This is a genomic window from Agrobacterium sp. 22-223-1, assembly GCF_053522385.1.
Map to the genome: position 1 here is coordinate 307697 of NZ_JBNWCN010000001.1, position 23382 is coordinate 331078.

Annotated in this window: 22 protein-coding genes and 1 tRNA gene; 15 read left to right on the plus strand and 8 right to left on the minus strand. The window is 60.3% G+C overall.

Annotated features, from left to right (window positions below; all coding sequences use genetic code 11):
- The first annotated feature begins 8 nt into the window (after positions 1-8).
- Together ACQZ60_RS01530 and ACQZ60_RS01535 are read left to right on the plus strand one after the other, a co-directional pair.
- Positions 9-875 (plus strand): LOG family protein, encoded by an 867-nt coding sequence (locus ACQZ60_RS01530; RefSeq protein WP_031234344.1) that lies wholly within the window; start codon positions 9-11, stop codon positions 873-875.
- Between the two features lie 166 nt (positions 876-1041).
- Positions 1042-3375: a methyl-accepting chemotaxis protein gene (locus ACQZ60_RS01535; protein ID WP_448734651.1), complete on the plus strand. Its 2334-nt coding sequence runs from the start codon at positions 1042-1044 to the stop codon at positions 3373-3375.
- A 70-nt stretch (positions 3376-3445) separates the two neighbouring features.
- Here the strand turns inward: ACQZ60_RS01535 and ACQZ60_RS01540 are convergent, their stop codons facing one another.
- Positions 3446-4390: a nucleoside hydrolase gene (locus ACQZ60_RS01540; RefSeq protein ID WP_020812454.1), complete on the minus strand. Its 945-nt coding sequence runs from the start codon at positions 4388-4390 to the stop codon at positions 3446-3448.
- Positions 4391-4596: 206 nt separating this feature from the next.
- On the opposite strand from ACQZ60_RS01540, the gene ACQZ60_RS01545 reads away from it, so the two are divergent.
- Entirely contained in the window at positions 4597-5022 is a 426-nt protein-coding gene (locus ACQZ60_RS01545) for an Hsp20 family protein (protein ID WP_020812455.1), read from the plus strand.
- Between the two features lie 56 nt (positions 5023-5078).
- Complete coding sequence (locus ACQZ60_RS01550) at positions 5079-5336, plus strand: BQ00720 family protein (RefSeq protein WP_003520040.1); 258 nt, start codon at positions 5079-5081, stop codon at positions 5334-5336.
- Between the two features lie 41 nt (positions 5337-5377).
- Here ACQZ60_RS01550 and ACQZ60_RS01555 read toward each other — a convergent pair whose 3' ends face one another.
- Both ACQZ60_RS01555 and ACQZ60_RS01560 read right to left on the minus strand, forming a co-directional pair.
- The gene (locus tag ACQZ60_RS01555; protein ID WP_035263941.1) at positions 5378-5995 is read right to left on the minus strand and encodes an EF-hand domain-containing protein; all 618 of its coding nucleotides are present in this window, start codon (positions 5993-5995) and stop codon (positions 5378-5380) included.
- 100 nt (positions 5996-6095) lie between these two features.
- Entirely contained in the window at positions 6096-6809 is a 714-nt protein-coding gene (locus ACQZ60_RS01560; protein WP_035263943.1) for a pyrimidine 5'-nucleotidase, read from the minus strand.
- A gap of 106 nt (positions 6810-6915) precedes the next feature.
- On the opposite strand from ACQZ60_RS01560, the gene ACQZ60_RS01565 reads away from it, so the two are divergent.
- A complete protein-coding gene (locus tag ACQZ60_RS01565) occupies positions 6916-7833 on the plus strand; it encodes a DMT family transporter (protein WP_031234346.1) in 918 nt (305 codons plus the stop codon).
- 49 nt (positions 7834-7882) lie between these two features.
- On the opposite strand, the gene argB is transcribed toward ACQZ60_RS01565, so the two are convergent.
- Positions 7883-8767, minus strand: a complete 885-nt coding sequence (gene argB / locus ACQZ60_RS01570) for an acetylglutamate kinase (RefSeq protein WP_003503698.1) — start codon at positions 8765-8767, stop codon at positions 7883-7885.
- Positions 8768-9038: 271 nt separating this feature from the next.
- Between argB and ACQZ60_RS01575 the strand changes: the two genes are divergently transcribed.
- Complete coding sequence (locus ACQZ60_RS01575; protein WP_269828265.1) at positions 9039-9416, plus strand: hypothetical protein; 378 nt, start codon at positions 9039-9041, stop codon at positions 9414-9416.
- A 12-nt stretch (positions 9417-9428) separates the two neighbouring features.
- Here ACQZ60_RS01575 and yihA read toward each other — a convergent pair whose 3' ends face one another.
- The 4 genes from yihA to rpmH are packed head-to-tail and all read right to left on the minus strand — an operon-like array spanning position 9429 to position 12438.
- Positions 9429-10082, minus strand: a complete 654-nt coding sequence (gene yihA / locus ACQZ60_RS01580) for a ribosome biogenesis GTP-binding protein YihA/YsxC (RefSeq protein ID WP_035263945.1) — start codon at positions 10080-10082, stop codon at positions 9429-9431.
- Positions 10079-11881, minus strand: a complete 1803-nt coding sequence (gene yidC / locus ACQZ60_RS01585; protein ID WP_003520032.1) for a membrane protein insertase YidC — start codon at positions 11879-11881, stop codon at positions 10079-10081. The genes yihA and yidC overlap by 4 nt, the downstream gene beginning before the upstream one ends.
- Complete coding sequence (gene rnpA / locus ACQZ60_RS01590; protein ID WP_003520031.1) at positions 11881-12264, minus strand: ribonuclease P protein component; 384 nt, start codon at positions 12262-12264, stop codon at positions 11881-11883. Before rnpA ends, yidC begins: the two co-directional genes overlap by 1 nt.
- 36 nt (positions 12265-12300) lie before the next feature.
- Positions 12301-12438 (minus strand): 50S ribosomal protein L34, encoded by a 138-nt coding sequence (gene rpmH, locus ACQZ60_RS01595; protein WP_003493611.1) that lies wholly within the window; start codon positions 12436-12438, stop codon positions 12301-12303.
- A 351-nt stretch (positions 12439-12789) separates the two neighbouring features.
- On the opposite strand from rpmH, the gene ACQZ60_RS01600 reads away from it, so the two are divergent.
- From ACQZ60_RS01600 to ACQZ60_RS01640, 9 genes are all read left to right on the plus strand, one after another.
- Positions 12790-14838 carry a methyl-accepting chemotaxis protein gene (locus ACQZ60_RS01600; RefSeq protein WP_448734652.1) on the plus strand — a complete coding sequence of 683 codons (2049 nt, stop codon included), beginning with the start codon at positions 12790-12792 and terminating at the stop codon, positions 14836-14838.
- A 249-nt stretch (positions 14839-15087) separates the two neighbouring features.
- Entirely contained in the window at positions 15088-16506 is a 1419-nt protein-coding gene (locus ACQZ60_RS01605; RefSeq protein ID WP_003520029.1) for an ATP-binding protein, read from the plus strand.
- Between the two features lie 217 nt (positions 16507-16723).
- Positions 16724-16800: transfer RNA gene (locus ACQZ60_RS01610), tRNA-Arg, on the plus strand.
- Between the two features lie 173 nt (positions 16801-16973).
- Entirely contained in the window at positions 16974-17786 is an 813-nt protein-coding gene (locus tag ACQZ60_RS01615; RefSeq protein ID WP_448734653.1) for a class I SAM-dependent methyltransferase, read from the plus strand.
- A gap of 216 nt (positions 17787-18002) precedes the next feature.
- Entirely contained in the window at positions 18003-19148 is a 1146-nt protein-coding gene (locus tag ACQZ60_RS01620) for an ABC transporter ATP-binding protein (protein WP_448734654.1), read from the plus strand.
- Positions 19145-20071 (plus strand): carbohydrate ABC transporter permease, encoded by a 927-nt coding sequence (locus tag ACQZ60_RS01625; protein ID WP_448734655.1) that lies wholly within the window; start codon positions 19145-19147, stop codon positions 20069-20071. The genes ACQZ60_RS01620 and ACQZ60_RS01625 overlap by 4 nt, the downstream gene beginning before the upstream one ends.
- Complete coding sequence (locus tag ACQZ60_RS01630; protein ID WP_003520023.1) at positions 20071-20892, plus strand: carbohydrate ABC transporter permease; 822 nt, start codon at positions 20071-20073, stop codon at positions 20890-20892. Before ACQZ60_RS01625 ends, ACQZ60_RS01630 begins: the two co-directional genes overlap by 1 nt.
- Positions 20893-20934: 42 nt before the next feature.
- A complete protein-coding gene (locus ACQZ60_RS01635) occupies positions 20935-22227 on the plus strand; it encodes an ABC transporter substrate-binding protein (protein ID WP_003503651.1) in 1293 nt (430 codons plus the stop codon).
- Between the two features lie 66 nt (positions 22228-22293).
- Positions 22294-23094, plus strand: a complete 801-nt coding sequence (locus ACQZ60_RS01640; RefSeq protein ID WP_448734656.1) for a phosphodiesterase — start codon at positions 22294-22296, stop codon at positions 23092-23094.
- The last annotated feature ends 288 nt before the right edge of the window (positions 23095-23382 follow it).

Here is a 23382-nt window from a genome sequence, read left to right on the forward strand (position 1 = left end):
CGAAAGGCATGGAAATGACACGACTGAAAAACGGCAAGTTGCGGCGCAAGGACGGGGTATGGGACCCGTTGAAGCGCAGTGCCGTGGACAAGCAGCAGGCCGAGGTCGTTCAAAAAACACCGCAGTCGGATTCCCCGTCCTATCGCCTCGCCTATGTGGACATGGATTTTCTCTGCCGCGAGGAATTGCGCCCCGTCAGGCTTCAATTGGAACTGCTGAAGACGGAAATGGCGCTGACCGAGCGCGGGATCAAATCCACCGTCGTCATGTTCGGCGGCGCCCGCATTCCCGAACCCGGCGGCGAGGCCTGGGCGGCGCGCAACGAGACGCAGAAGCGCAATCTGGAGCAATCCTCGGTCTATTATGACGAGGCGCGCAAGTTCGCGCGGCTTTGCACCGACTATGCCGCGAAATCCGACCACCTCGAATATGTCGTGGTCACCGGCGGCGGTCCCGGTGTCATGGAAGCGGGCAATCGCGGCGCTGCCGATGCCGGCGGCCCGTCCATCGGCCTCAACATCGTCCTGCCGCACGAGCAGGCGCCGAACCCCTATGTGACGCCGGAGTTGAGCTTCAACTTCCACTATTTCGCCATTCGCAAGATGCATTTCCTGATGCGGGCGAAGGCGGTGGTGATCTTCCCCGGCGGTTTCGGCACGCTGGACGAATTGTTCGAGGCCTTGACGCTCATCCAGACGAAACGCATGGAGCCCATTCCGCTCATCCTGTTCGGCGAGAAATTCTGGCGATCGGTGATCAATTTCGAATTCCTGGCGGATTTCGGCACCATCGCGCCTGAAGATATGAATCTTCTGCATTTCGCCGAAACGGCCGACGATGCATGGAAAATCATCTCGGCCCACTACGAACACTGATTATGCTTGGCGCGACGAAGTAATTTTAGGGCTTAATTAGCAATCTTCTTCTAATTTTGCCCCGTCGCGCTGCAGCGCACTGTCCCCTGCGGACGGGCCTCCATGACGGAGATTTATCATCCGTTGACGTCAGCCTTTTCGGGCGGGCGATTTGATCGAGGCCAAAATGTTCAATTTCCAAGTGAAGTCGCTTGCGACCAAGCTGATCCTCGTAACCGGCTGCGCCATCACCACGGTTCTCGTTGCATCGAATTCCTTCCTCATTTCCCAGACGAGTGAGCGCGTGCACGCGCTGACCATGGATCAGGCCAATACCGAAGCGCGCGCCATCGCCAATGTCATCGCCGCCGATGTCGGTGAACTCGGCAGCGCCGCGCGCTCCATGGCCGGCGTCATCGGCCGTGCGCATCAGGCGAAATCGATGGATCGCCCCGGCATCGTCAACATCCTCAAGGCCAATGTCGAGCAGAATGCCTTTGCTTTCGGAAGCTGGTTCTGCGAGCAGCTCGGTCTCTTTGACGGGCAGAGCAAGGAGATTGCGGGCAGGCTCGATCTCGGCACCAATGAAAACGGCGCGTTTGCGCCCTATTGGTCGAAGACCCAGAAGGGCGACATCCAGTTCTCGACCTTCAAGAATGATTATGCGGCGGAATGGTATGCGCTCGCCTCCAAATCCGGCAAGGGCGCTATCACTCAGCCCTATCTCGCCGAAGGCACGGAAGTACCCACAACCATGACCTCGCTTGCCTATCCGGTCATGTCGGACGGCAAGATGATCGGCGTGGCGGGTGTGGATATCTCGCTGGCCTCGCTGTCGCAGAAGCTACAGGCGCTGCACCCTTTCGAGACCGGCCGCGTAACGCTCGTTTCGCAGGGCGGCCAGTGGCTGGTGCCGCCGACGCCCGCGCAGAATATGAAAGCCTATGACGGAGACGGTGCGAGCACCGTTCAGGCGGCAATCACCTCCGGCAAGCAGGGCCTCATCGAAAATCTCGGCCTCGATACGGACGCGCCCTATAACCGTCTGGTCTATCCCTTCGCCGTTCCGGGCCTCAACGCGACCTGGGTGGTGCTAGTGGATATTCCCCATCAGGCCCTGAACGCACCGGTTCAGGAACAGACCTACATGATGATCATCGGCGCGATCGTCATTCTCGCCGCCGTCATCACCGCGCTTTATTTCGCCGTGCGTTATTTTGTCCGCAATCCGCTCGCCTCGCTGGTTTCCGACGTCAGGACGCTGAGTGATGGGCGCTACGATGTGCCGGTCTCCGGACAGGAGCGCCGGGATGAGACGGGTGCCGTGGCTACTGCACTTGAAGGTTTCCGCGCGAAGCTTGCCGGCATCCGCGAGATGGAGGCCGAAGCCGAGGCCCAGCGTGGTCACGCGGAAACTGCGCGCCAGCGCTCGGAATCCGAGCGTACTGAAAACAGTCGCATGCAGCAGCACATTGTCGGCGTGCTGGGTGCTGGCCTCAATGCGCTTTCGCAGGGCAATCTCACCTACCGTATCGAGGACGAGTTCCCCGGCGAATATGCGAAGCTGCGCGAGGACTTCAACTCGGCGCTTGCCAGCCTCGAGGAAACGGTTTCCACGGTCAACGCAACCGTCGTCAGCATCGGTAACGGCACGGGCGAGATCACCCGCGCCGCCAGCGATCTTTCGCACCGCACGGAACAGCAGGCCGCAAGCCTGGAAGAAACCGCTGCCGCCCTCAATGAGCTGACCGCGCAGGTTAATTCCAGCGCGGAAAACGCCGCAGAGGCGGCCGGAGCCGTCAGCCATGCCTGCGACGATGCGGGCAAGTCGGGTGAGGTCGTGCAGCAGGCCGTAAACTCCATGGAAGGCATCGCGCAATCCTCGGCCGAAATCTCCCGCATCATCGGCGTTATCGACGAGATCGCCTTCCAGACCAACCTTCTGGCGCTGAATGCGGGCGTGGAAGCCGCCCGCGCCGGTGATGCCGGCAAGGGCTTTGCCGTCGTCGCACAGGAAGTCCGCGAACTGGCGCAGCGGTCTGCCACCGCCGCCAAGGAGATCAAGGGCCTCATCAACACCTCGGCCATGCAGGTGGGCGAGGGCGTCCAGCTGGTCGGCAAGGCCGGTGAGACGATGAAAAAGATCGCCGATCAGGTTCTGCAGATCAACCAGTTGATACGGCAGATTTCCGCTTCCGCCAGCGAGCAGGCAGTCGGCCTCAAGGAGATCAACTCCGCCGTCACCCAGATGGATCAGGTGACCCAGCAGAATGCGGCGATGGTGGAAGAAACTACCGCTGCGAGCGTAACACTGAACAGCGAGGCCGAAACGCTGAAGTCGCTCGTTGCCGGTTTCTCCGTTTCCGGCGGCCATTCCAGCCAGCAGTTGCGCGCCACGGCGGCGGCAATGCGCGCACCCGCCGCTCCGGCGCAGGCGTCGGGCCGCCCGACCGCGCCCCGCGCCCGTCCGAGAACCAGCGGCGCAAACGCGCTGGCGCAGGATGACTGGACGGAGTTCTGACGCGCCATTTCCGCCTCAAATAAAAAGGGCCGCTGGTATCGCCAGCGGCCCTTTTTCATGTCCGCTTCCGTCACAGACGGGCGAAACGTTCCGTCAGCAACTCGAAGAAGCCGTCGGCATCCACATTTCGCATCACGCGGGCATTGGCGGGTCGTTCGGTAACATGCCACCAGTCCACCACGGTCATGCCCATGGTGAGTTCCGAATGGACCTCGATTTCGACATTGCACTCGCGACCCTGAAACAGTTCGGGTTTGACGAGATAGGCAATGACGGTCGGATCATGCAGCGGGCCGCCGTCCGAGCCGTATTTTTCGATATCGAAACGCTCGAAGAATTCCAGCATTTCCGCCATGGCGATGGCCGGCCGCGTGCCAATGTCGCGAATGCGGCTGACCCGAGCCTTGGTTGTCAGCAACTTATGGGTGACGTCGAGCGGCATCATGACGATCGGCATGCCGGAGCGGAAGACGATATCGGCGGCCTGCGGGTCGACATAGATGTTGAATTCCGCCGCCGGCGTGATGTTGCCGCCCTCGAAGAAGCCGCCGCCCATCATCACCAGTTCTTTGACGCGGTCGGCGATTTCCGGCGCCTTCAGGAGCGCCAGCGCCACATTGGTCAGCGCCCCGAGCGTGCAGAGCGTTACGGTGCCGGCGGGTTCCCGCATCAGCGTTTCGATGATGAAATCGACCGCGTGCTGCTTTTGCGCTTCCATTGTCGGCTCATCGAGAACCGGGCCGTCGAGGCCGGTGCTGCCGTGAACGTGCTCGGCGGTGATGGGCTTGCGCACCAGCGGCTTCTCGGCGCCCTCATAGACGGGAATATCGGTGCGGCCGCACAATTCGCTGATGATGCGGATGTTGCGGCTGGTGAGCTTCAGCGGAACGTTGCCGGCGACGGCGCACAATCCGAGAATGTCGATTTCCTCCGGGCTTGCGAAGGCGAGCATGATTGCCGCTGCGTCGTCCTGGCCCGGATCGGTGTCGATAATGATTTTTCTGCGTTCTGCCATGTCTTGCCCGCCGTTGAGATGAGCGCTTTTTTCGAGCGGCGGGTGCTCACTTGTCAAGCCTCATTCCCCAGTGTCCCCTTTGCTCGTCGCCGCGTCTTGCGTATTGCGGTTGTGCTTCCCATATTGCAGGGGCCGGTGCGATTGACCGGCGAGGTTGCCGGAAGCGGGACCGCGAAACGTCGCTTGGTTGCAAGGACAAAAGAGACATGAGCCACATGACGCCATTCACCCACCCGCTTTTGCTGGGTTTTGATGCCATGGAAAAAACGCTGGAGCGCATGGCGAAGGCCAATGACGGCTATCCTCCCTATAATATCGAGCGCCTGCCGGGCAGCGGCGATGTGCCGGAACGCCTGCGCATCACCATCGCGGTTGCCGGTTTTTCGCAGGACGATCTGGATGTGACGACGGCCGATAACCAGCTCGTCATTCGCGGACGCCAGCAGGAACAGGAGAAGCGCGATTTTCTCTATCGCGGCATCGCGGCCCGCCAGTTCCAGCGGGTTTTCGTGCTTGCCGATGGCATGCAGGTCAGGGAAGCGCGCTTGCGCAACGGCCTTCTTTCCATCGATCTGGTCCGGCCGGAAATTTCAAACGTGGTGAAGAAAATTAATATTTCCGTCTCAGAGTAGAACGTGAACGCCGGAATCCGACACGAATCGCTCGGCGTGAAGAAGGAGGCTGAAATATGCTGTTGAAAGAAGCGCATGCGCGTCTCACCCAATCCCAGCTCGCCCATATCGGCGAAGGAGAAGTGGGATATATCCGCAAGATCCGCGCGGAAGACGTCAGCCGCTGTTTCCCGGAAGCGCCCGATCTCGATCCGCAATTGGACCTTTGGGCGCTGTTCGGTGCAGATGGTACGCCGATCCTCCTGACGGACAACCGGTCCAGTACGTTTTTCAAGGCTGCCGAAGACGATCTCCAGACCGTCAGCCTGCATTGAAGAAAAAAGCCCGCTTTTGAGCGGGCTTTTTCTTTAGCGGGTTAAAGGAACGGGCGGTCCGGCATGTCGTCGATGGAGATGACGCCGTCCTTGTTCTTGTCCAGCCGTTCGAACATCTTTTCGCCGGCGGCGGTGAATTCGGCCTTGCTGACCTGACCGTTCTCGTCGGTATCGGCCCAGCGGATCAGCGCGAAACCTGCGCCCTTGCCGCCATGCTTACCCCAGCCCTGATGGCCGAAACGGCCGCCATGTTCGCGCTCGGCATGTCTTTCGGCGCGCTTGCCCTCGGGGCCCTTGCCGTCTTCGGCTTTGGCGTCCTCACGCTCGGGGCGCGGATTGGCGGCGCGGAAAGCTTCCATTTTCGCCTGGCGATACTCACGCATTTCCTTCGGCGTGATCGAGCCGTCCTTGTCCTTGTCGATCTCTGTGAAGAGCGCGTCCTGACGGGCGGCGAATTCCTCCTTGGAAATCTTGCCGTCCTTGTTGCTGTCAGCCACCTTCAGCAGGTGAACGAAGGCCGCTTCCTGGCGGATCGGCATGCGCTCGCCATGGCCTTTGCCCGGAGCGGGTGGGGCGGCAAAGCTTGCCGTCGCGGCCGTGCCGATCAAAAGGGCTGCGCCAAGAGCAGACAGGGCGATTTTTCGTGTGGTCATCGTCATTACCTTTCTTTGGTGTCCCTGAAGAGAAGATAGTGACGTCCAATGCGCCTCACCACTTAAACATCCGTAAGGTGGATGAAGCTTCGGTAATGTTCGCTGCTCAGCCTGCGATGGTTTTCGTCAGGAAACCGGTCAGGTCGTCGGTGATGTAGTCGATATGCGCATCCGTGACGGCGGGGATTTCCCAGCGTTCCATGATGATGCCCTCGAGATTGGCGGGGACGAGCAGAACGGTCTTCATGCCGAGCGCTTTGGGCGCCGCGAGATTGCGGGGTAAATCCTCGAACATGGCGGCTTTTTGCGTGTCGAGTTTCGCAAGCGCCGCGAACTTCTCATAGGTCGCGCTGGCCGGTTTCGGCAGATAGCCCGCAGCGACGATATCGAAAATATCCTCGAAATGATCGAGAATGCCGAGCGCACCGGCGGCGGCCTGCGCATGTTTGACGCTGCCATTGGTAAGAATGAATTTGCGGCCCGGCAAAGCCTTGATTGCCTCGCCGAGTTCCGGATGCGGCTTCAGCGCCGAATAATCGATGGCATGGGCGCGTTCCAGAAACTCGTCCGGGCTGATGCCGTAGTGGATCATCAGGCCCTGAAGCGTCGTGCCGTGGTCATGATAATAGCGTTTCTGCAGCGCCCGGGCCTCGTCGGGATCGAGCTTCAGAAGCTCCGCCACATAGGCCGTCATGTTACGGTCGATCTGCGAAAACAGATTGATGTGATGCGGATAGAGCGTGTTGTCGAGATCGAAGACCCATTCGCTCACATGGTCGAAATCGGCGGCTTCGGGCAGGTTTTTCGGCTTTGTGTCCATGGCCTGCTTTATGCCCGTTTCGAAAGCCGAAGAAAATCGAAAAGACGACGATTGATCAGAAAATCGGGCTTGGCTGCGGCCTCCGGCCCATGATACCGCCAAGGCCATGGAACTCTGGATAGGCATCACTTTCGCAAGCGCGTTCTTGCAGAACCTGCGCTCGACCCTGCAGAAGCACCTCAAGGGCATGATGGGCACCACGGGCGCGACCTTCGTGCGCTTCGTGTTCGGCATGCCTTTCGCTCTCGCCTATCTTGCTTTCCTGCATTTCGGGCTCGGTCGCCCTCTGCCGGTGCCCAACACGTCCTTTGCCGTGTGGGCGACGGTCGGCGCCATGGCGCAGATCGCCGCCACCTTCCTGCTGGTGCACCTGTTCTCGTTCCGCAACTTCGCGGTTGGAACGGCCTATTCCCGCACAGAACCGGCGCAGGCAGCGCTGTTCGCGCTTATTTTCATCGGGGAAAGCGTCAATGGCGGCACATTGGCGGCCATCGCCATCTCGGTCGCCGGCGTCATGCTGATTTCGGTGGCACGCACGGAAGTCACGCCCGCTTCCTTCTTCACGTCGATCTTCAGCCGGACGGCGGGTATCGGCCTTGCCTCGGGGGCTTTCTTCGGCCTGTCATCGGTCGCCTACCGATCGGCGTCGCTTGCGCTTGCGCCGAGCCTTCCCGCTCCGGACGCGATGATGCAGGCGGGCTTTACCCTCGTTGTCGTCATCGTCATGCAGACGGTTTCGATGTTCCTGTGGATCGTCTGGCGCGAACGGGAAGAGTTGCGGCGCATCGCCAGGGTGTGGAAACCGTCGCTTGCGGTCGGTTTCGTGGGCGCTACGGCCTCGTTCGGCTGGTTTACGGCGATGACCCTGCAGCAGGCCGCCGTGGTGAAGGCATTGGCGCAGGTGGAGATGCTCTTCGCCTTCGCCTCGACCGTGCTTTTCTTCAAGGAGAAGATCAACCGGCTCGAACTGTCCGGCTGCCTGCTGATTGTCGTGGGTGTGCTGTCGCTGCTGGCATTCGGCTGAATGCCAGTTGTTGTGGCGGACAGGCTTGCCGTCCGCCACCTGAAGCACATCAGGGCACGATGAGCGTGCCGGCGCCTTCCGTGAAGATTTCCAGAAGCACGGAATGCGGCGTCTTGCCGTTGAGGATCACCACGCCCTGAACACCGGCCTTGATGGCGTCGATGCAGGTCTCGACCTTCGGGATCATACCGCCGGAAATCGTGCCGTCCTTGATGAGCGCACGCGCCTGCGAGACGGTGAGTTCCTTGATGAGTTCCTTGTTCTTGTCGAGAACGCCGGGAACGTCGGTGAGAAACAGCAGACGCGAGGCGTGAAGCGCACCCGCAATCGCGCCGGCGAAGGTATCGGCGTTGATATTGTAGGTGGCGCCATCGCGGCCTGGCGCGACCGGGGCGATGACCGGGATCATTTCCGACTTGGCGAGCAGGTCGAGCAGGGTGCGGTCGACTTCGGTGACTTCCCCGACAAAGCCGAGATCGAGCACACGTTCGATATTGCTGTCAGGATCGATGACGGTCTTTTTCGCCTTTTCGGCGAAGACCATGTTGCCGTCCTTGCCGCACAGGCCGATCGCCCATTCACCCGTCTGGTTGATAAGGGCGACGATTTCCTTGTTGATCGAGCCGGCCAGAACCATTTCGACGATCTCGACCGTCTTGGCGTCGGTGACGCGCAGGCCGCCCTCGAATTTCGATTCGATGCCCATCTTGGTCAGCATCGCGCCGATCTGCGGGCCGCCGCCATGTACGACGATGGGGTTAATGCCGGATTGCTTCAAAAGGGCGATGTCTTCCGCGAAAGCCTTGCCGAGCGTGGAATCCCCCATGGCGTGACCGCCATATTTCACCACGATGGTCTTGTTCTCGTATTTCTGCATGAAAGGCAGAGCCTGTGCGAGCAGCCGCGCCTGAGTTTCGCTTTCGGAAGACGTCATCTAAAAACCTCGGTCTGTGGTTGCGGCCGTTGAAAGCCTGTCACCGCTCTAAAGCAAGTCTTTGACGGATGAAATAACCTCCTGGCCTTATTGTGTCGGCAGCGGTCAAATTTCTTTTTTTTGGCTGTCCCGGCCCCGTAATGAGATTGACATAAAGGCCCAATGGGACCAGCCTTGCAGGGGAAAGGGGAGGGGTTAATTCAGGGCGATATGGGATATCGCGCGCCGCGGGAGCGATGCTGACCTGAACGACCGAGGAGCGAGAGACCACATGACGGCACCCGATCGAGACAAGCAAAGCGGTTTGCGGGATGAAGTCCTTGCGGGCGAATATGTGCTGGGTGCCCTGCCGCCGGAAAGCATGGCGGAGCTTGCCAAGCGCGTCAAACGCGACCGCCAGTTCGCGGCCATGGTCAGGCGCTGGCGGGACAATCTGGCGGAAACCGAATATCGCGAAAACGCGACCGTCGCCGCGCTGCTTGAACGGGACCCAGGCCGCTCCGGCCTGCCATTCAGGGGCCAGCCGCTACGGGGTGGCAGCATGTTCGCAGCCATGCTTTCGGAGGTCTGGCATTCCGTGCGCTTCTGGCGCCTTCTGGCGTTGACGGCGACGCTCTGGACCGCCGTTCTGCTTTTCACCATCGCCTGAGAGGTGTGTCTCTCAAAGAGAGATCGTTCTGACGATCTCGGCCCGCAGGCTATCCAGCCCGAATGATTTTTCCGAGGATGTGGCGAGAACTTCCGGATAGGCGGCGGGACGCTTGCGGATTTTCTCCAGCGTTTCGCCGATCAGCCGCGGAACGCCGGCATCTTTGATCTTGTCGGTCTTCGTCAGCACGATCTGATAGGAAACGGCCGCCTTGTCGAGCAGGGTCAGAACCTCCTCGTCGTTCTTTTTCACGCCGTGGCGGGAATCGATCAGCACGTAAACGCGCTTCAGCGTCGCACGGCCGCGCAGATAATCGAAGACGAGCTTGGTCCAGGCATCGACCTGATCCTTCGGGGCCTGCGCATAACCGTAACCGGGCATGTCGACCAGCGCCATCGGCGGCAGATCGCCCGCTTCGCCGGAATAACCATCCGGAACGAAGTAGTTCAGTTCCTGCGTGCGTCCGGGCGTATTGGACGTGCGGGCAAGCCCCTTGTGGCCCACCAGCGCATTGATGAGCGAGGACTTGCCGACATTCGAACGACCGGCGAAGGCAATCTCCGGCGGGCCTTCGGGCGGCAGGAATTTCATTGCGGGAACGCCGCGAATGAAAATCCAGGGTCGCCCGAACAGGGGCTTTTCGGTTGCCGTGCCGGTCTCACTCATTTCGATTGCACCGGCTTTCGCTTGAACAGCCCCTTGATGTTATCGAACAGCTCGATCTTGGCGCCCTGGCGCTTCATGATGACGGCCTGCTGGGTGATGGAGAGCGTATTGTTCCATGCCCAGTAGATGACCAGACCTGCCGGGAAGGAGGCCAGCATGAAGGTGAAGATCAGCGGCATCCAGTTGAAGATCATCGCCTGCGTCGGATCGGGCGGCGTCGGGTTCATGCGCATCTGCAGGAACATGGTGATGCCCATGACCAGCGGCCAGACACCGATCATCAGGAAGTGCGGCACATCATAGGGCAGAAGGCCGAAGAGGTTGAACAGCGACGTCGGATCCGGCGCGGAAAGGTCGTGAATCCAGCCGAAGAACGGCGCATGCCGCATTTCGATGGTGACGTAGATGACCTTGTAGAGCGCGAAGAAGACCGGGATCTGCAAAAGCATCGGCCAGCAGCCGGCAACAGGATTGATCTTCTCTTCCTTGTAGAGCTGCATCATTGCCTGCTGCATGGCCATGCGGTCATCGCCATGCTTGGCCTTCAACTCTTCCATCTTCGGCTGCACGCGCTTCATGTTCGCCATGGAAGCATATTGCTTGCTGGCGAGCGGGAAGAAGAGCGCCTTGACGACGATGGTGGTGAGCAGGATCGCCACACCGAAATTACCAAAATAACGGAAGAAGAAATCCATCAGTTTGAACATCGGCTTGGTGATGAAGTAGAACCAGCCCCAGTCGATCAGAAGGTCGAACTTCGGAATGGCGTAAGTCGTCTCGTAACGATCGACCAGCGGCACTTCCTTGGCGCCAGCGAAAACGAGGCTCTTCAGCTCGATCGACTGGCCGGGCTCGACCGTCAGCGGGTCGCTCTTGAAATCGGCCTGATAGCTCGGCTGATTGCCGGTGATGTGCGAATAACGGGTTTCGAACGGCGTCGTCTGCGGCGGAACGATGGCCGCGGCCCAATATTTGTCGGTGATGCCGAGCCAGCCGCCGGTCGCCTTGGCAACCGTTACCGGTGCTTCTTCGACGTCCTTGTACTTTTCTTCCGTCAGGCTGCCGTCTTTGCCCGAAACGCCGAGGAAACCTTCATGGATGACGAAGACCGGGGGAACTGCGGGCTTGTTGTTGCGCGTCACGCGGCCATAGGTGGCAAAGGAGATCGCCGCCTGTCCGGGGTTCTCCACCTTGTCGGCGACGGAGATCATGTAATGCTCGTCGATCGAAACCGTGCGGGAGAAAATCACACCCTTGGAATTGGTGTAGGTGAGGGTGACCGGAGTGGTTTCCGTCAGCTTGTCGCCGCTTGCCAGCGTCCACACGGTGGTCGGGCCGGGAACGCCGCCGACTTCCTGTGCCGCAACGTAACCGAGTTCGGTGAAGTAGCCGTCCTTGGTGTCGGAGGGCGAGAACAGCGTGATGATCGGGCTCGAGTCATCGACGGTCTCATGGTAGTCCTTGAGCCGGATGTCATCGAAGCGGGCGCCGGTCAGGTTGATCGAGCCGGCGATGGCGTTGGTCTCGATGGCGACGCGCTGGGTTCTCGCAATCGACTCTTCGCGGGTCGCCGTGGCGGCAGTCTGCGGTGAGGAGGCGGGCGGTGCGCCTTCAACGGCAGCACCTGGTGCGGCGCCCGGCGCCGGCTGCTGTTGCTGCGTCGTCTGCTGCTGCGCCTGGCGGGCCTCTTCGGCGCGGCGCTGCTGCTCGATACGCGGATTCATGTAAAGGAATTGCCAGGCGAGGACGATGACAACCGAAAGGGCTATCGCGATGAAGTAATTACGGTTCTTTTCCATCATTCTTTCCTGGAGCGGGTCTCCTGGGACCGTTTCGGTTTCGCCGTTCCTTCAATTCGCTCGTTAAGGAGAGACTGAAGTTTCGGGAAGGCCGTATCGAGCACGTCCCTGCGGGCGACAATCACATAGTCATGACCGGGCTTCATTGCGAATCCGGCAGAAAGCCTGACGGCTTCCTTGAGACGGCGGCGCATGCGATTTCGCTCGACCGCGTTGCCTTGTCTTTTCGTTACGGTAAAACCGACGCGAGGCTCGGTTTCCGGGGCTTTCCGGTCAAGCACTTCCAGAAGAAAGGTGCCTCCCCGCCGTTTTTCTCCTGCCTGAACGGCAAGGAAATCCGACCGGTTTTTAAGCCGGCCGGGCAGTTTTCCTGTCTTACTCATGTGCCCGCGACTTTCACCGGGTCACAGAGGCGGCAATTAAGCCGAAAGACGAGCGCGGCCGCGCGCACGGCGGGCTGCGAGAACCTTGCGGCCGCCGGCGGTAGCCATACGGGCGCGGAAGCCATGGCGACGCTTGCGGACAAGCTTGGACGGTTGGTAAGTACGCTTCGACATTTATTTAATACCGCGGTGTGCGGCCCTTCTTGAATTTGCAATAATTTGCAAGAGCGTTTCGTTTTTTGCACGGCTAACCCCGCCTGGGCGAGCTTTCAATGGCCGAGCGTGCGCGGCTTATAAGGGCATAGGCCGAACAAAGTCAATTGCCGAAGGGGTTTTCGCGCTTCACCTTTTGCGGAAAACGCACCGCCATCTCCTTCGCCGACTGCCGATAGAGGCCGATTCCGGCGCGCAATCGATAAAATCTGAAATTCTTTCTTAACGCAGCATTGATAAATCTTGTGACGCGAAAAGTTATGCCAGCTTCCCATTTTCATCGCGCGGCTGGTTTTTGTTGGGGGAACGAAGTTGAGAATTCGCGGTCGTATCAATCTTCTTGTCGGGCTGATGAGCCTTGTGGCCTGTACCATTGGCGGGCTGTCCATCTATGCGATCAACGAATTCCGGGTTCGGTCGCATCATTTCGAGGAAACCGCCGAGAGGGCTTACAAGGGCGAGGCACTCAACCGTCTGGTAACGGCAGTCGTCATGGAGGCACGCGGTGTCTACGCGGCAGCCGATGTGGCGGCAGCCACCCCCTTTGCCGACGGCATGGTCAAAAACCTCGATGCCATGGAAAAGCTCATTGCCAGCTGGGCGCCGCTCGTGCCGGCGGAACAGCAGGCGAGTTTCGACAAGCTTGTCGGCCGGTCCAAGGAGTTCCGCACCTTCCGTCTGGAGACCGTGCGACTGGCGAAGGAAAACGGGCCGCAGGCGGCCAGCCAGCAGGGCAATAACGAGGCGAACCGCGCCAACCGCAAGGCCTATCAGGCGGAGATCGACAGCGTCGTGAAAAACGACCTTGCCGAGCTCGAAGTCGTGAAGGCGGGAGTCGATTCTTTCAGCACCGCCATATTCTGGGTGATCGTCGCGGTGACGGTTGCAGGTGTCGGCGCGGGAGCCGCCTTCGGCCTCTACATCGGAACGCGGCAGCTCAGCGCGCCGATCCGCAGGGTTTCGCAGGTGATGAATGCCGTGGCCGATGGAAATCTCGACGCGGACGTCCCCTATCTCGGCCGCAACGACGAAATCGGCGAAATGGCTGCGGCCGTCGAGGTCTTCAAGAAAAACGGCAGCGAAGTGCGCCGCATGAATGCGCAGGAAGCCGCCATGCGCGCCAAGAGCGACGATCTGCAGGCCGGCATGGCCATCGTCGTCGACGCTGCGGCCCAGGGCGATTTCAGCCGCCGCATCAACAAGGATTATGGCGACGACAACCTCAATCGTTTCGCCGCGACGATCAATTCGCTCCTCACCGGCGTCCATAATGGCGTATCCGAGACCAGCCGCGTCATCGAAGGCCTTGCGCGGGGCGATCTGACGGAGAGAATGGATGGCGAGTTCCGCGGCGTCTTCGCTGAACTCCAGGGGAACGTCAATCAGACGCTGACGAAGCTGCGCGAGACGATGCGCGAAGTGCGCGGTAGCACGGAAGGCATCAGCGGCAACGCGAACGAATTGCGCTCGGCGGCCGACGACCTGTCTAAGCGGACCGAACAGCAGGCGGCGGCGCTGGAGGAAACCTCCGCTGCTCTGGATGAAATTACCGCCGTCGTCCGCAATTCGACCGATCGTGCGCAGGAAGCCAGCGCCATGGTTGCCGAAACGAAGCAGAAGACGGAAGAGTCCGCCAATGTCGTGCGCGATGCCGTGTCCGCCATGGATCGCATCGAGCACGCCTCGCGCGAAATCAGCCAGATCATCAACGTCATTGACGAAATCGCCTTCCAGACCAACCTGCTGGCGCTGAATGCCGGCGTGGAAGCCGCCCGTGCGGGTGAAGCGGGCAAGGGCTTTGCCGTCGTCGCTCAGGAAGTGCGAGAACTTGCGCAACGGTCCGCAACGGCTGCGAAGGACATCAAGGCGCTGATCACCAAATCCGGCGAGGAGGTCGGGCGTGGCGTATCGCTGGTGCAGAGAACCGGCGGCGCACTGAGCGAGATCGAGACCCGCGTTCTGGCAATCAACGAGCACATCCATTCGATCGCCACGGCCGCCAGGGAACAGTCCACCGGCCTGCATGAGGTGAATACCGCCATTAACCAGATGGACCAGGTAACGCAGCGCAACGCCGCCATGGTGGAGGAGACTTCGGCCGCAACCCACAAGCTGAGCAGCGAGGCCGACCATCTCGTGACGCTCGTGGCGCGCTTCAACGTCGGCGCGGAGAATGTGCAGCGCGCGCCCCGCATCGAGCAGCCCGCGAGGCCGATGACGGTCTCCGCCGGACCGGTGGCAGTCTCCGGCAGGACGCCGGCGGTGGCGTCTCCGGCCCGAAAGTTGATGAACAGCGTCAGTCGCGCGCTCAATGCCCAGCCTGCGGCAGCACCCGCGCATGGCGACTGGCAGGAGTTCTAGACGACCAGCGGTCCGCTTCAAACCGGCTTACCTTCGAACGCCGCCCTTGCCGGGCGGCGTTTGTTTTTCCGGCAATGAAAACCTTTATTTTGCAGCGCATTGGAAAAATATCCATTAGGTCCTATTATCATCGCTGCATATAAACCGAGCCGTTCCACGCAAGCAGCGGCGCGCATACAGGATCATGGCCCGGTGTTTTCTAAAGGCGTAGACAGCTTGGACCGCACGCAAGACGATCCGGTGCATTGCATGCCGGGATTGACCGCCGGTCTTTCGGGACGGCTGCTGCTGCTCACGGTCATCTTCGTGATGATCGCCGAAGTGCTGATCTTCGTGCCTTCCGTCGCCAATATGCGTCTTTCATGGTTGCGCGACCGTCTGAACACGGCTGCGGCCGCCGGCGCTGTTATCGACGGCCTGCAGGCCGAACTGCCGCGAAGCGTGCAGAACGACACGCTGATGGCAACCGGGGCGAAGCTTATCGCGCTGCGCAAGGACGGCACCTCACGCCTGCTCGCCGTGGCGGAAACGCCGCCTGGCGTCGATGAGCAATATGATCTTTCCGACGTTTCGCAGGTGGCGGCGGTGCGGGACGCCTTTTCCACCCTGCTGTTCGGCGGCAACCGCGTCATCCGGGTTTTCGATGTCGTCGGCGACAGCGACACGATCATCGAACTGGTGCTCGGCGAAAACAAGCTGCGGGCGGCAATGCTTGCCTATGCCCGCAACGTTTTCCTGATTTCCATTGTCCTGTCGCTGATCACCGCAGGCCTGATCTTCATCTCCATCAACCGCATCATGATCCGGCCCATACGCCGGCTGACGCTCGGCATGCAGAACTTCTCGGAGGATCCGGGCAATCCCGAGCGGATTTTCGTGCCCGAGCAGGGGGCCGACGAACTGGCGGTTGCGGGCCGCCACCTCGCCGACATGCAGACCGAACTGCAGAAGACCCTGCGCCAGCAGAAGAACCTCGTGGATCTCGGCCTCGCGGTCTCCAAGATCAATCACGACATGCGCAACATCCTGTCTTCCGCGCAGCTCATGTCGGACCGTCTGGTGGATGCCAAGGATCCGATGGTCAGGAGCTTCGCGCCGAAACTGCTGCGCACCATCGACCGCGCCGTGGCCTATACCGGCGAGGTGCTTGCTTATGGCCAGGCGACCGAAGGCGCACCGAAACGCAAGATGGTGCAGTTGAGCCTCTTGGTGCGGGATGTACGCGATATTCTGGCGCTCGATCCGGATAGCGGCATCGAGTTTCAGGACAGCGTGCCATCCGACCTCACGGTCGATGCGGATTCCGAGCAGCTTTTCCGGGTCATCCACAATCTCTGTCGCAATGCCGTTCAGGCCCTGCAATCGGATACCGCGAATGCCGCGCTTCGGCATCTCTCCATCTCGGCCCAGAGGGCCGGCAGCGTCGTCAGCATCGTCATCGACGACAATGGGCCGGGCATGCCGCGCAAGGCCAAGGAGAACCTGTTTTCCGCTTTCAGGGGTTCGGCCCGCTCCGGCGGCACGGGCCTCGGGCTGGTCATTGCCCGCGAACTTGTGCTTGCCCATGGCGGCACGATCGCGCTCGTCGAAAAGCCCGGTCCCGGCACGCAGTTCCGTATCGAGATCGCCGACCGCGCCGCCTCCGTACAGGCGGCCAGAACCGCCTGAAAAACCTGCTTTGCAGCCGGTTCGTGCAATCATTCTCCCCGCCCAAACGGACAGGGTATCTGGCTCGTGGAAAATGATCCTCATGGAATTTCAAATATAATCAATGAGATACATGAATTGCTGCGGAAAAATGACAATTTCGAAGCGAAATCGCTTGCATTCGGAATGAGGACGTTTTAGAGGATCGCCACGCCACCGGAAACGACCGGAACGGCACGCACCCGTAGCTCAGCTGGATAGAGCACCAGACTACGAATCTGGGGGTCAGGAGTTCGAATCTCTTCGGGTGCGCCATTTCTCTTCCCATAAAATTAAGTCCCGAGACAATCGCCGTCACGCGCGATATAGATGATATCGGCAAGTCCGTTCAGGCGGATCTTCGACGCTCCGCAGGACCGCGTGAATTCCGAACGTCCCGAATATGTGCTAAAGTCACCCCGTCATCAGATGTCCCTAGGGTGGAAGCCATGTTGGAAGCGGACAAGGTGTTTGCGGGTTCGATTCCGGAAAATTACGACCGCTATATGGTGCCGCTGATTTTTGCGCCATTCGCCGCCGATCTGGCGCGCCGGGCGGCGGCCTTGATGCCGATTGATATTCTGGAAATCGCCGCAGGCACCGGCGCCGTCACGCGCGAATTGGCCCCCCGATTATTGCCCGCGGCAAACTATGTGGTAACCGACCTCAACCAGCCGATGCTCGATTTTGCGGCGTCGCAACAGGCGCCGGATCGCCGCATAAAATGGCAGCAGGTGGATGCCCAGATGCTGCCTTTTGAAAGCGCCGTTTTCGATCTCGTCTTCTGCCAGTTCGGCGCTATGTTCTTTAATGATCGCTTGTCGGCTTATCGCGAGGCAAAGCGGGTATTGAAGCCCGGCGGACATTATTTATTCAATGTATGGGACCGCATCGAGGAAAATCACTTCGCGGATGATGTGACGAACGCCCTGGCGCGCCTGTTCCCCGATGATCCGCCGCGTTTCATGGCCCGTACCCCGCACGGTTATCATGACACGGCACTCATTCGCCGCGAGCTGGAGGCGGCCGGTTTTTCCCGCGTGACGATTGAGACGGTGACCGCGCAGAGCCGCGCCTCTTCACCGCGCATTCCGGCCGTGGCTTATTGTCAGGGAACCGTTCTTCGGACGGAAATTGAGGCGAGAGCACCGGGAGGGCTCGACACCGCGACAGATTGCGCCGCCGCCGCCATTGAAGCGCGGCATGGCGGTGGCGCGGTTGCCGCGAAAATTCAGGCGCATGTGATTCTCGCCGCCGTTTAAACCGGCGCTGCCGACCCGGTTCTCAGTCTATAAATGCGCGCGGAGAATATTTGAGCAATACCCCCTAAATATTAGTGGTTTTGGGTGGAGGCCTATACCAAAGGGTTTTCCGATAGTCCAAGATTACCGGGCTTTCGAGTGTCATCGAACTTTCCGCAAACCTTCGTCATATTGTCATACAATATAAGCATATGCGCTCCAGAAAAGGAGCGCAGAATGACGCCACAATCACTTGAACTTTCGGGCATCGGCAAAGGCTTCGGGGCTGACGATGTTCTGAAAGAGATCGATCTCTCCATCCGTCCCGGAGAGTTTTTGTCTCTCGTCGGCATGTCGGGCTGCGGCAAGTCCACGCTTCTGCGTATCATTGCGGGGCTGGAAACACCGGATCGCGGTTCGGTCTCCATCGGCGATCAGGATGTGACGGAGGTTGATCCGAGCGATCGTAATCTGGCGATGGTTTTCCAGTCCTATGCCCTTTATCCGCATATGAGCGTGCGCCAGAACATTGCCACGCCGCTCAGGATGCGGCGTCTGCCCTTTGCCGCACGCCTGCCGTTGGTCGGACGGTTTGCGGCCCCGGCGGAAACGCTGAGCCAGATCGACGCCGCCGTCGAACAGGCGGCCGAGACGCTACAGATCGCGCATCTGCTGGATCGCAAGCCGGCGCAGCTTTCCGGCGGCCAGCGTCAGCGTGTGGCGCTTGCCCGGGCGCTGGTGCGTTCGCCCGCCGCCTTCCTGATGGACGAGCCGCTCTCCAACCTCGATGCGAAGCTTCGCGCCCACATGCGTGAGGAACTGGCCGGCCTGCATCGCCGGCTGGGGGCGACCTTCATCTATGTCACCCATGACCAGATCGAAGCCATGACCATGTCCGACCGCATCGCATTGATGTCGGAAGGCCGCATTGAGCAGCTTGGTACGCCGGACGAGCTTTACCGCAGGCCCGCGACGCTGACGGTCGCGCGTTTCATCGGCACGCCATCGATCAACCTGCTGCCGGTCGAAATCGACGCGCAGGGTAAAGTCACGGCCTTTGGGCGCGATCTCGGAATCGAGGGTGTGGGCCGCGATGCCGGCCCGGCGACGCTCGGCCTTCGTGCCGAAGATTTGCGCCCGGGCGAAGAAGGTTTTGCCGTGCGCGTGGTGCGTAGCGAAACCCACGGGGCCGACCGCTTCGTGAGCTGCCGCCTGCTGAGCGACGAGACGGTCGCCATCACACTGCGTCAGGGCGCCGGCGATGCCGTGGGCGCGGATATGAATGGCGTGATGAATCTTGGCTTTGCGCCGGAACGCGCGCATCTTTTCGCGGCCGATGGCCTGCGTCGCAAGGTGACGGTGCGCGAACGGGTGCCGGCATGACGGCGGTCGATTTTTCCACGGCCGCGCGCGTGAAGGCTCGCCCGCGGCTGTCAAAGGCGGACCGGCGGATGATCTGGCGCGGCCTGATGTTCGCGGCCCCCGCAAGCCTGCTGCTTCTGGCAATCTATATCGTCCCGATGCTCGTTCTGGCCGGTTTTTCCGTCACCGATTACCAGCTCGGTTCGCTCTCCACCCGCTTTGTCGGCCTCGGAAACTTCGTCAAGGCGTTTCAGGATCCGGTCTTCCTGCGCTCTTTGGCCAATACCGCCATCTATGCGCTCATCGTCATTCCCTTCGGTGTGTTTCTGGCGCTCGGCGTGGCTTTGCTCGTTTATAACCGCAAGCGCAGCCGGGCTTTCTGGGAGGTGGCTTATTTCCTCCCCGTCACCGCAACCCTAGTTGCCATGGCAACCGTGTGGCAGTTCCTGCTGCATCCTTCGCTCGGTCCGGTGAATGCGGCGATCAAATGGCTGGGCTTCGAGCCGGTCGCCTTCCTCTCCAATCCCGTCCTCCTCATTCCCACCATGGCGCTGATGGGCGTCTGGCAGATCCTGGGTTTCAACATGGTGCTGTTCCTCGCGGGCCTCACCGCCATTTCGAAGGATCTGCACGAGGCGGCGCGGCTGGATGGGGCCAAGAACCCGATCGACCGCTTCCTGACCGTGACTTGGCCGATGCTTGGCCCGACGACCATGTTCGTGGTGGTCACCACCTCCATCTCGGCCTTCAAGGTGTTCGAGACGGTGGCTGTGCTCACCAAGGGTCGCTTCGGATCGGAAACCCTGCTGTTCGATCTCTATCTCGAAGGTTTCGAATATTCGAACACCGGTTATGCCGCCGCGCTGACGATTATCTTCCTCGCGATCGTGCTGGTCCTGTCTATCGGCCAGACGCTGCACATGGACCGGAAGGTGCATTACTGATGGCCGCACTCCGCAAATATCTCCCACATCTCGTGCTTGCCCTTGGCGCTTTCGTGATGCTCCTGCCGTTCTACTGGATGGTGTTGACCTCGATCCGCTCACCGGCAGAGATTTTCGATGTCTCGCTTTGGCCGATCCCGCAGAAATTCGACGCTGTGGATAATTATGCCCGGGCGGCGGGTCAGGTGCCGATGGCGCGTTTCATGCTCAACGGCGTCATCGTCTGCGTCGGCATTCTCGTCGTGCAGATCCTGACGTCGGTTCCGGCTGCCTATGCGCTGGCGAAGCTCCGGTTCCCGGGCCGCAAGCTGCTGCTGGGCCTCGTCATTGCGGCGCTCTGCGTTCCCATTCAGGCGCTCGCCCTCCCGCTTTTTGTCGGTCTCGCCAAGACGGAGCTTCTGAACACCTATTTCGCGATGATGATGCCGTTCTTCCTTTCGGTCTTCGCCATCTTCCTGTTCAACCAGTCCTTCCGCAGCTATCCGAATGAAATCATCGAGGCTGCCCGCATGGATGGGTTCTCGGAAATGGAGATTTGCTGGGGGCTGGTCCTTCGCGGATCGCTGCCTTCGCTCGCCGCTTTCTCGATCTTTTCGCTCGTTGCCCACTGGAACGACCTTTATTGGCCGATGATCGTGGTCTCCGACACCAATCTCGCCCCGCCGCCGCTTGGAATGATGCTCTTCGCCGATGTCGAATCCGGCGCGAATTACGGTGCGCTGATGGCGGGCGCCACACTGATTACCGCGCCGATGGTGCTGTGCTTCCTCCTCGCACGGCGGCACTTCATCGCCGGTATTACCATGACCGGCGTCAAGTGACGCCGTTCAGATTTCCTCCTCCCAACCTCTCTGGAGACTGACATGAAACTCAACCGACGCGCTGTGATGGGCGGTCTGGCTCTCGGCATGGCTTTTGCGGGCCTCGCTCAGCCGGTTCTGGCCAATGAAATCACGCTCAACGTTCTTTACAACCTGCCGGGCTTCACCAAGTTCCATCAGCCGCTGGCCGATGAATTCATGAAGAAGAACCCGGATGTGAAGATCAACTTCCTCGCTCCGGCCGCCGGTTATAATGAAGGCCAGCAGCAGGTTCTGCGTTCCGCCGTAACGGGCAATCTGCCGGATGTTTATTTCTCGGGTTACAACCTGACGGCGGAACTCGTTCACACGCTTGCACCGCGCAACCAGATCACCGATCTCGGCCCGTTCATTCAGGCTGAAGGCGGACAGGCCTTCCTCGACAAGAACTACAGCCCGAAGATGGCCGCCCTCGGCCAGATCGACGGCAAGCAGTATGGCCTGCCGGTCAACGCCTCCTCGCCGATCATCTACATCAACTCCGACCTCGTCACCAAGGCTGGCGGCGATCCGGACAAGATGCCGACGACCTTTGCGGAACTCATTGCTCTCGCAAAGAAGATCAAGGCTCTCGACCCCAAGTTCGCCGGCATGAGCTACGACATCAACGGCTGGCCGGATGACTGGTTGTGGCAGGCGCTCATCGTCGAACAGGGCGGCAAGCTCGTTGACGAGAAGGCTAAGACCGTTGGCTTCGACAACGAGATCGGCCTCAACGCCCTGAAGATGACCCGTCAGTTCGTCACCGAAGGCGGCCAGAACCTGCTCGACTGGGATCAGTCGCGCCAGCAGTTCGGTGCAGGCCTCACTGGTTTCATCTTCTCGACGCCTGCCCATGTTCAGACGATCCAGGGTCTGGTCGGCGACCGCTTCAAGCTGAAGACCGCGACCTTCCCGCTCGACAACAAGGAAAAGGGCGGCGTTCCGACCGGCGGTAACTCGGCTGTTATCCTGACCCAGGAAAAGGCCAAGCAGGACGCCGCCTGGAAGTACCTGAAGTGGATTACCGGTCCGGAAGCGCAGAACACCATCGTTCGCATCACCGGTTACCTGCCGACCAACAAGCTGGCCACCGGCCCGGACTTCCTCGCTCCCTACTATGTCGAGAACCCGAATGTGAAGACCGCTTCGCTTCAGGCTGACCGTTCTCTGCCCTGGGCCGGTTATCCGGGTGGCGATTCCGTCCGCATCTGGCGCACCCAGCGCGACATCATCGGCACCGTCATGCGCGGTGAGGTGACGCCGGAAGCCGGCCTCAAGCAGATCGTCGAGCAGACCAACGCCCTGCTGAAATAAGCAAAACCATCGAAAAGGCTGCGGGGAAATTCGTTCCCGCAGCCATTTTGCGCAGAGAGACCGACGATGAAGATCATCCAGATCACCGACACCCATCTCGTACCCCCCGGCATTGCTGTAAACGGCGTCGACCCGGAAAAGCAGCTGCGCGCGGCGGTGGCCGATATTGTCGAAAAACACGCCGACGCCGATCTTCTTGTGATGACGGGTGATCTCTGCAATTACGGCGAGCCGGAAGCCTATGAGCTGCTTCGCGATATTCTCGCGCCCGTTTCGATCCCCGTGCAGTTGATGCTCGGCAATCACGACCGCCGCCCGGAATTCGTGGCCGCCTTTCCGGAACAGCCGCGTGACGATAACGGCTACATCCAGTCATTCATCGATACCGAATTCGGTCGGCTGCTGTTTCTCGACAGCCACGAGGCCGATGTGATCGGCGGCATGTATGGTGCGGATCGTCTGGCATGGCTGGAGAGTGCGCTGGAAAGCGCGGGTGACTTGCCGGTGACGGTGTTCATTCATCACCCGCCGATGGATTGCGGCATCCGCCATTTCGAACATATCGGCATGCATGATGACGGTGCTGTCATGCGCCGTCTCGCCGCTCATCCGGCCGGTATACGTCATATCATTTTTGGCCATATCCATGTGCCGATGGCAGGCACGACCGCCGAAGGCATCGCCTACAGTTCCGGTCAGGCCTGCGCGCACCGTTTCATCACCGATATCGATGTTGTCGATCCGCTGTGGACGGGCGGCAATCCCTGCTACCGGGTCATAAGCCTGGGCGCATTCGGTCTGCGTGCCTATGATGCGGAAGTGGGGCAGGTCGTGCTCGGTCAGGCGCCTGTCTGCGAAGGCCCCTGACACCGGACGTTTCCGTGTTGCACGGAGATGACCTTCGCCTCGTCGCCTGTTGGCGGTGGTGAGGGAGAGATTTTTGACGATTGCAAGGCTGCGGTGGTGAGAAGACCCCGTGGCCTGTCGCGCCGATGCGCCACTTCTGGTTTGTTGAACGGGATGTGATGCATCGGAACCATGGTTCCGTGCGCACCCTTGATCTATGTCAGTTTCATCGATGAAACTGCACGCCATAGTCGCCGAAAGGTGGCCAGCCGAATGCGGTGCCATCGTGATGACAGATCATGGAGAATT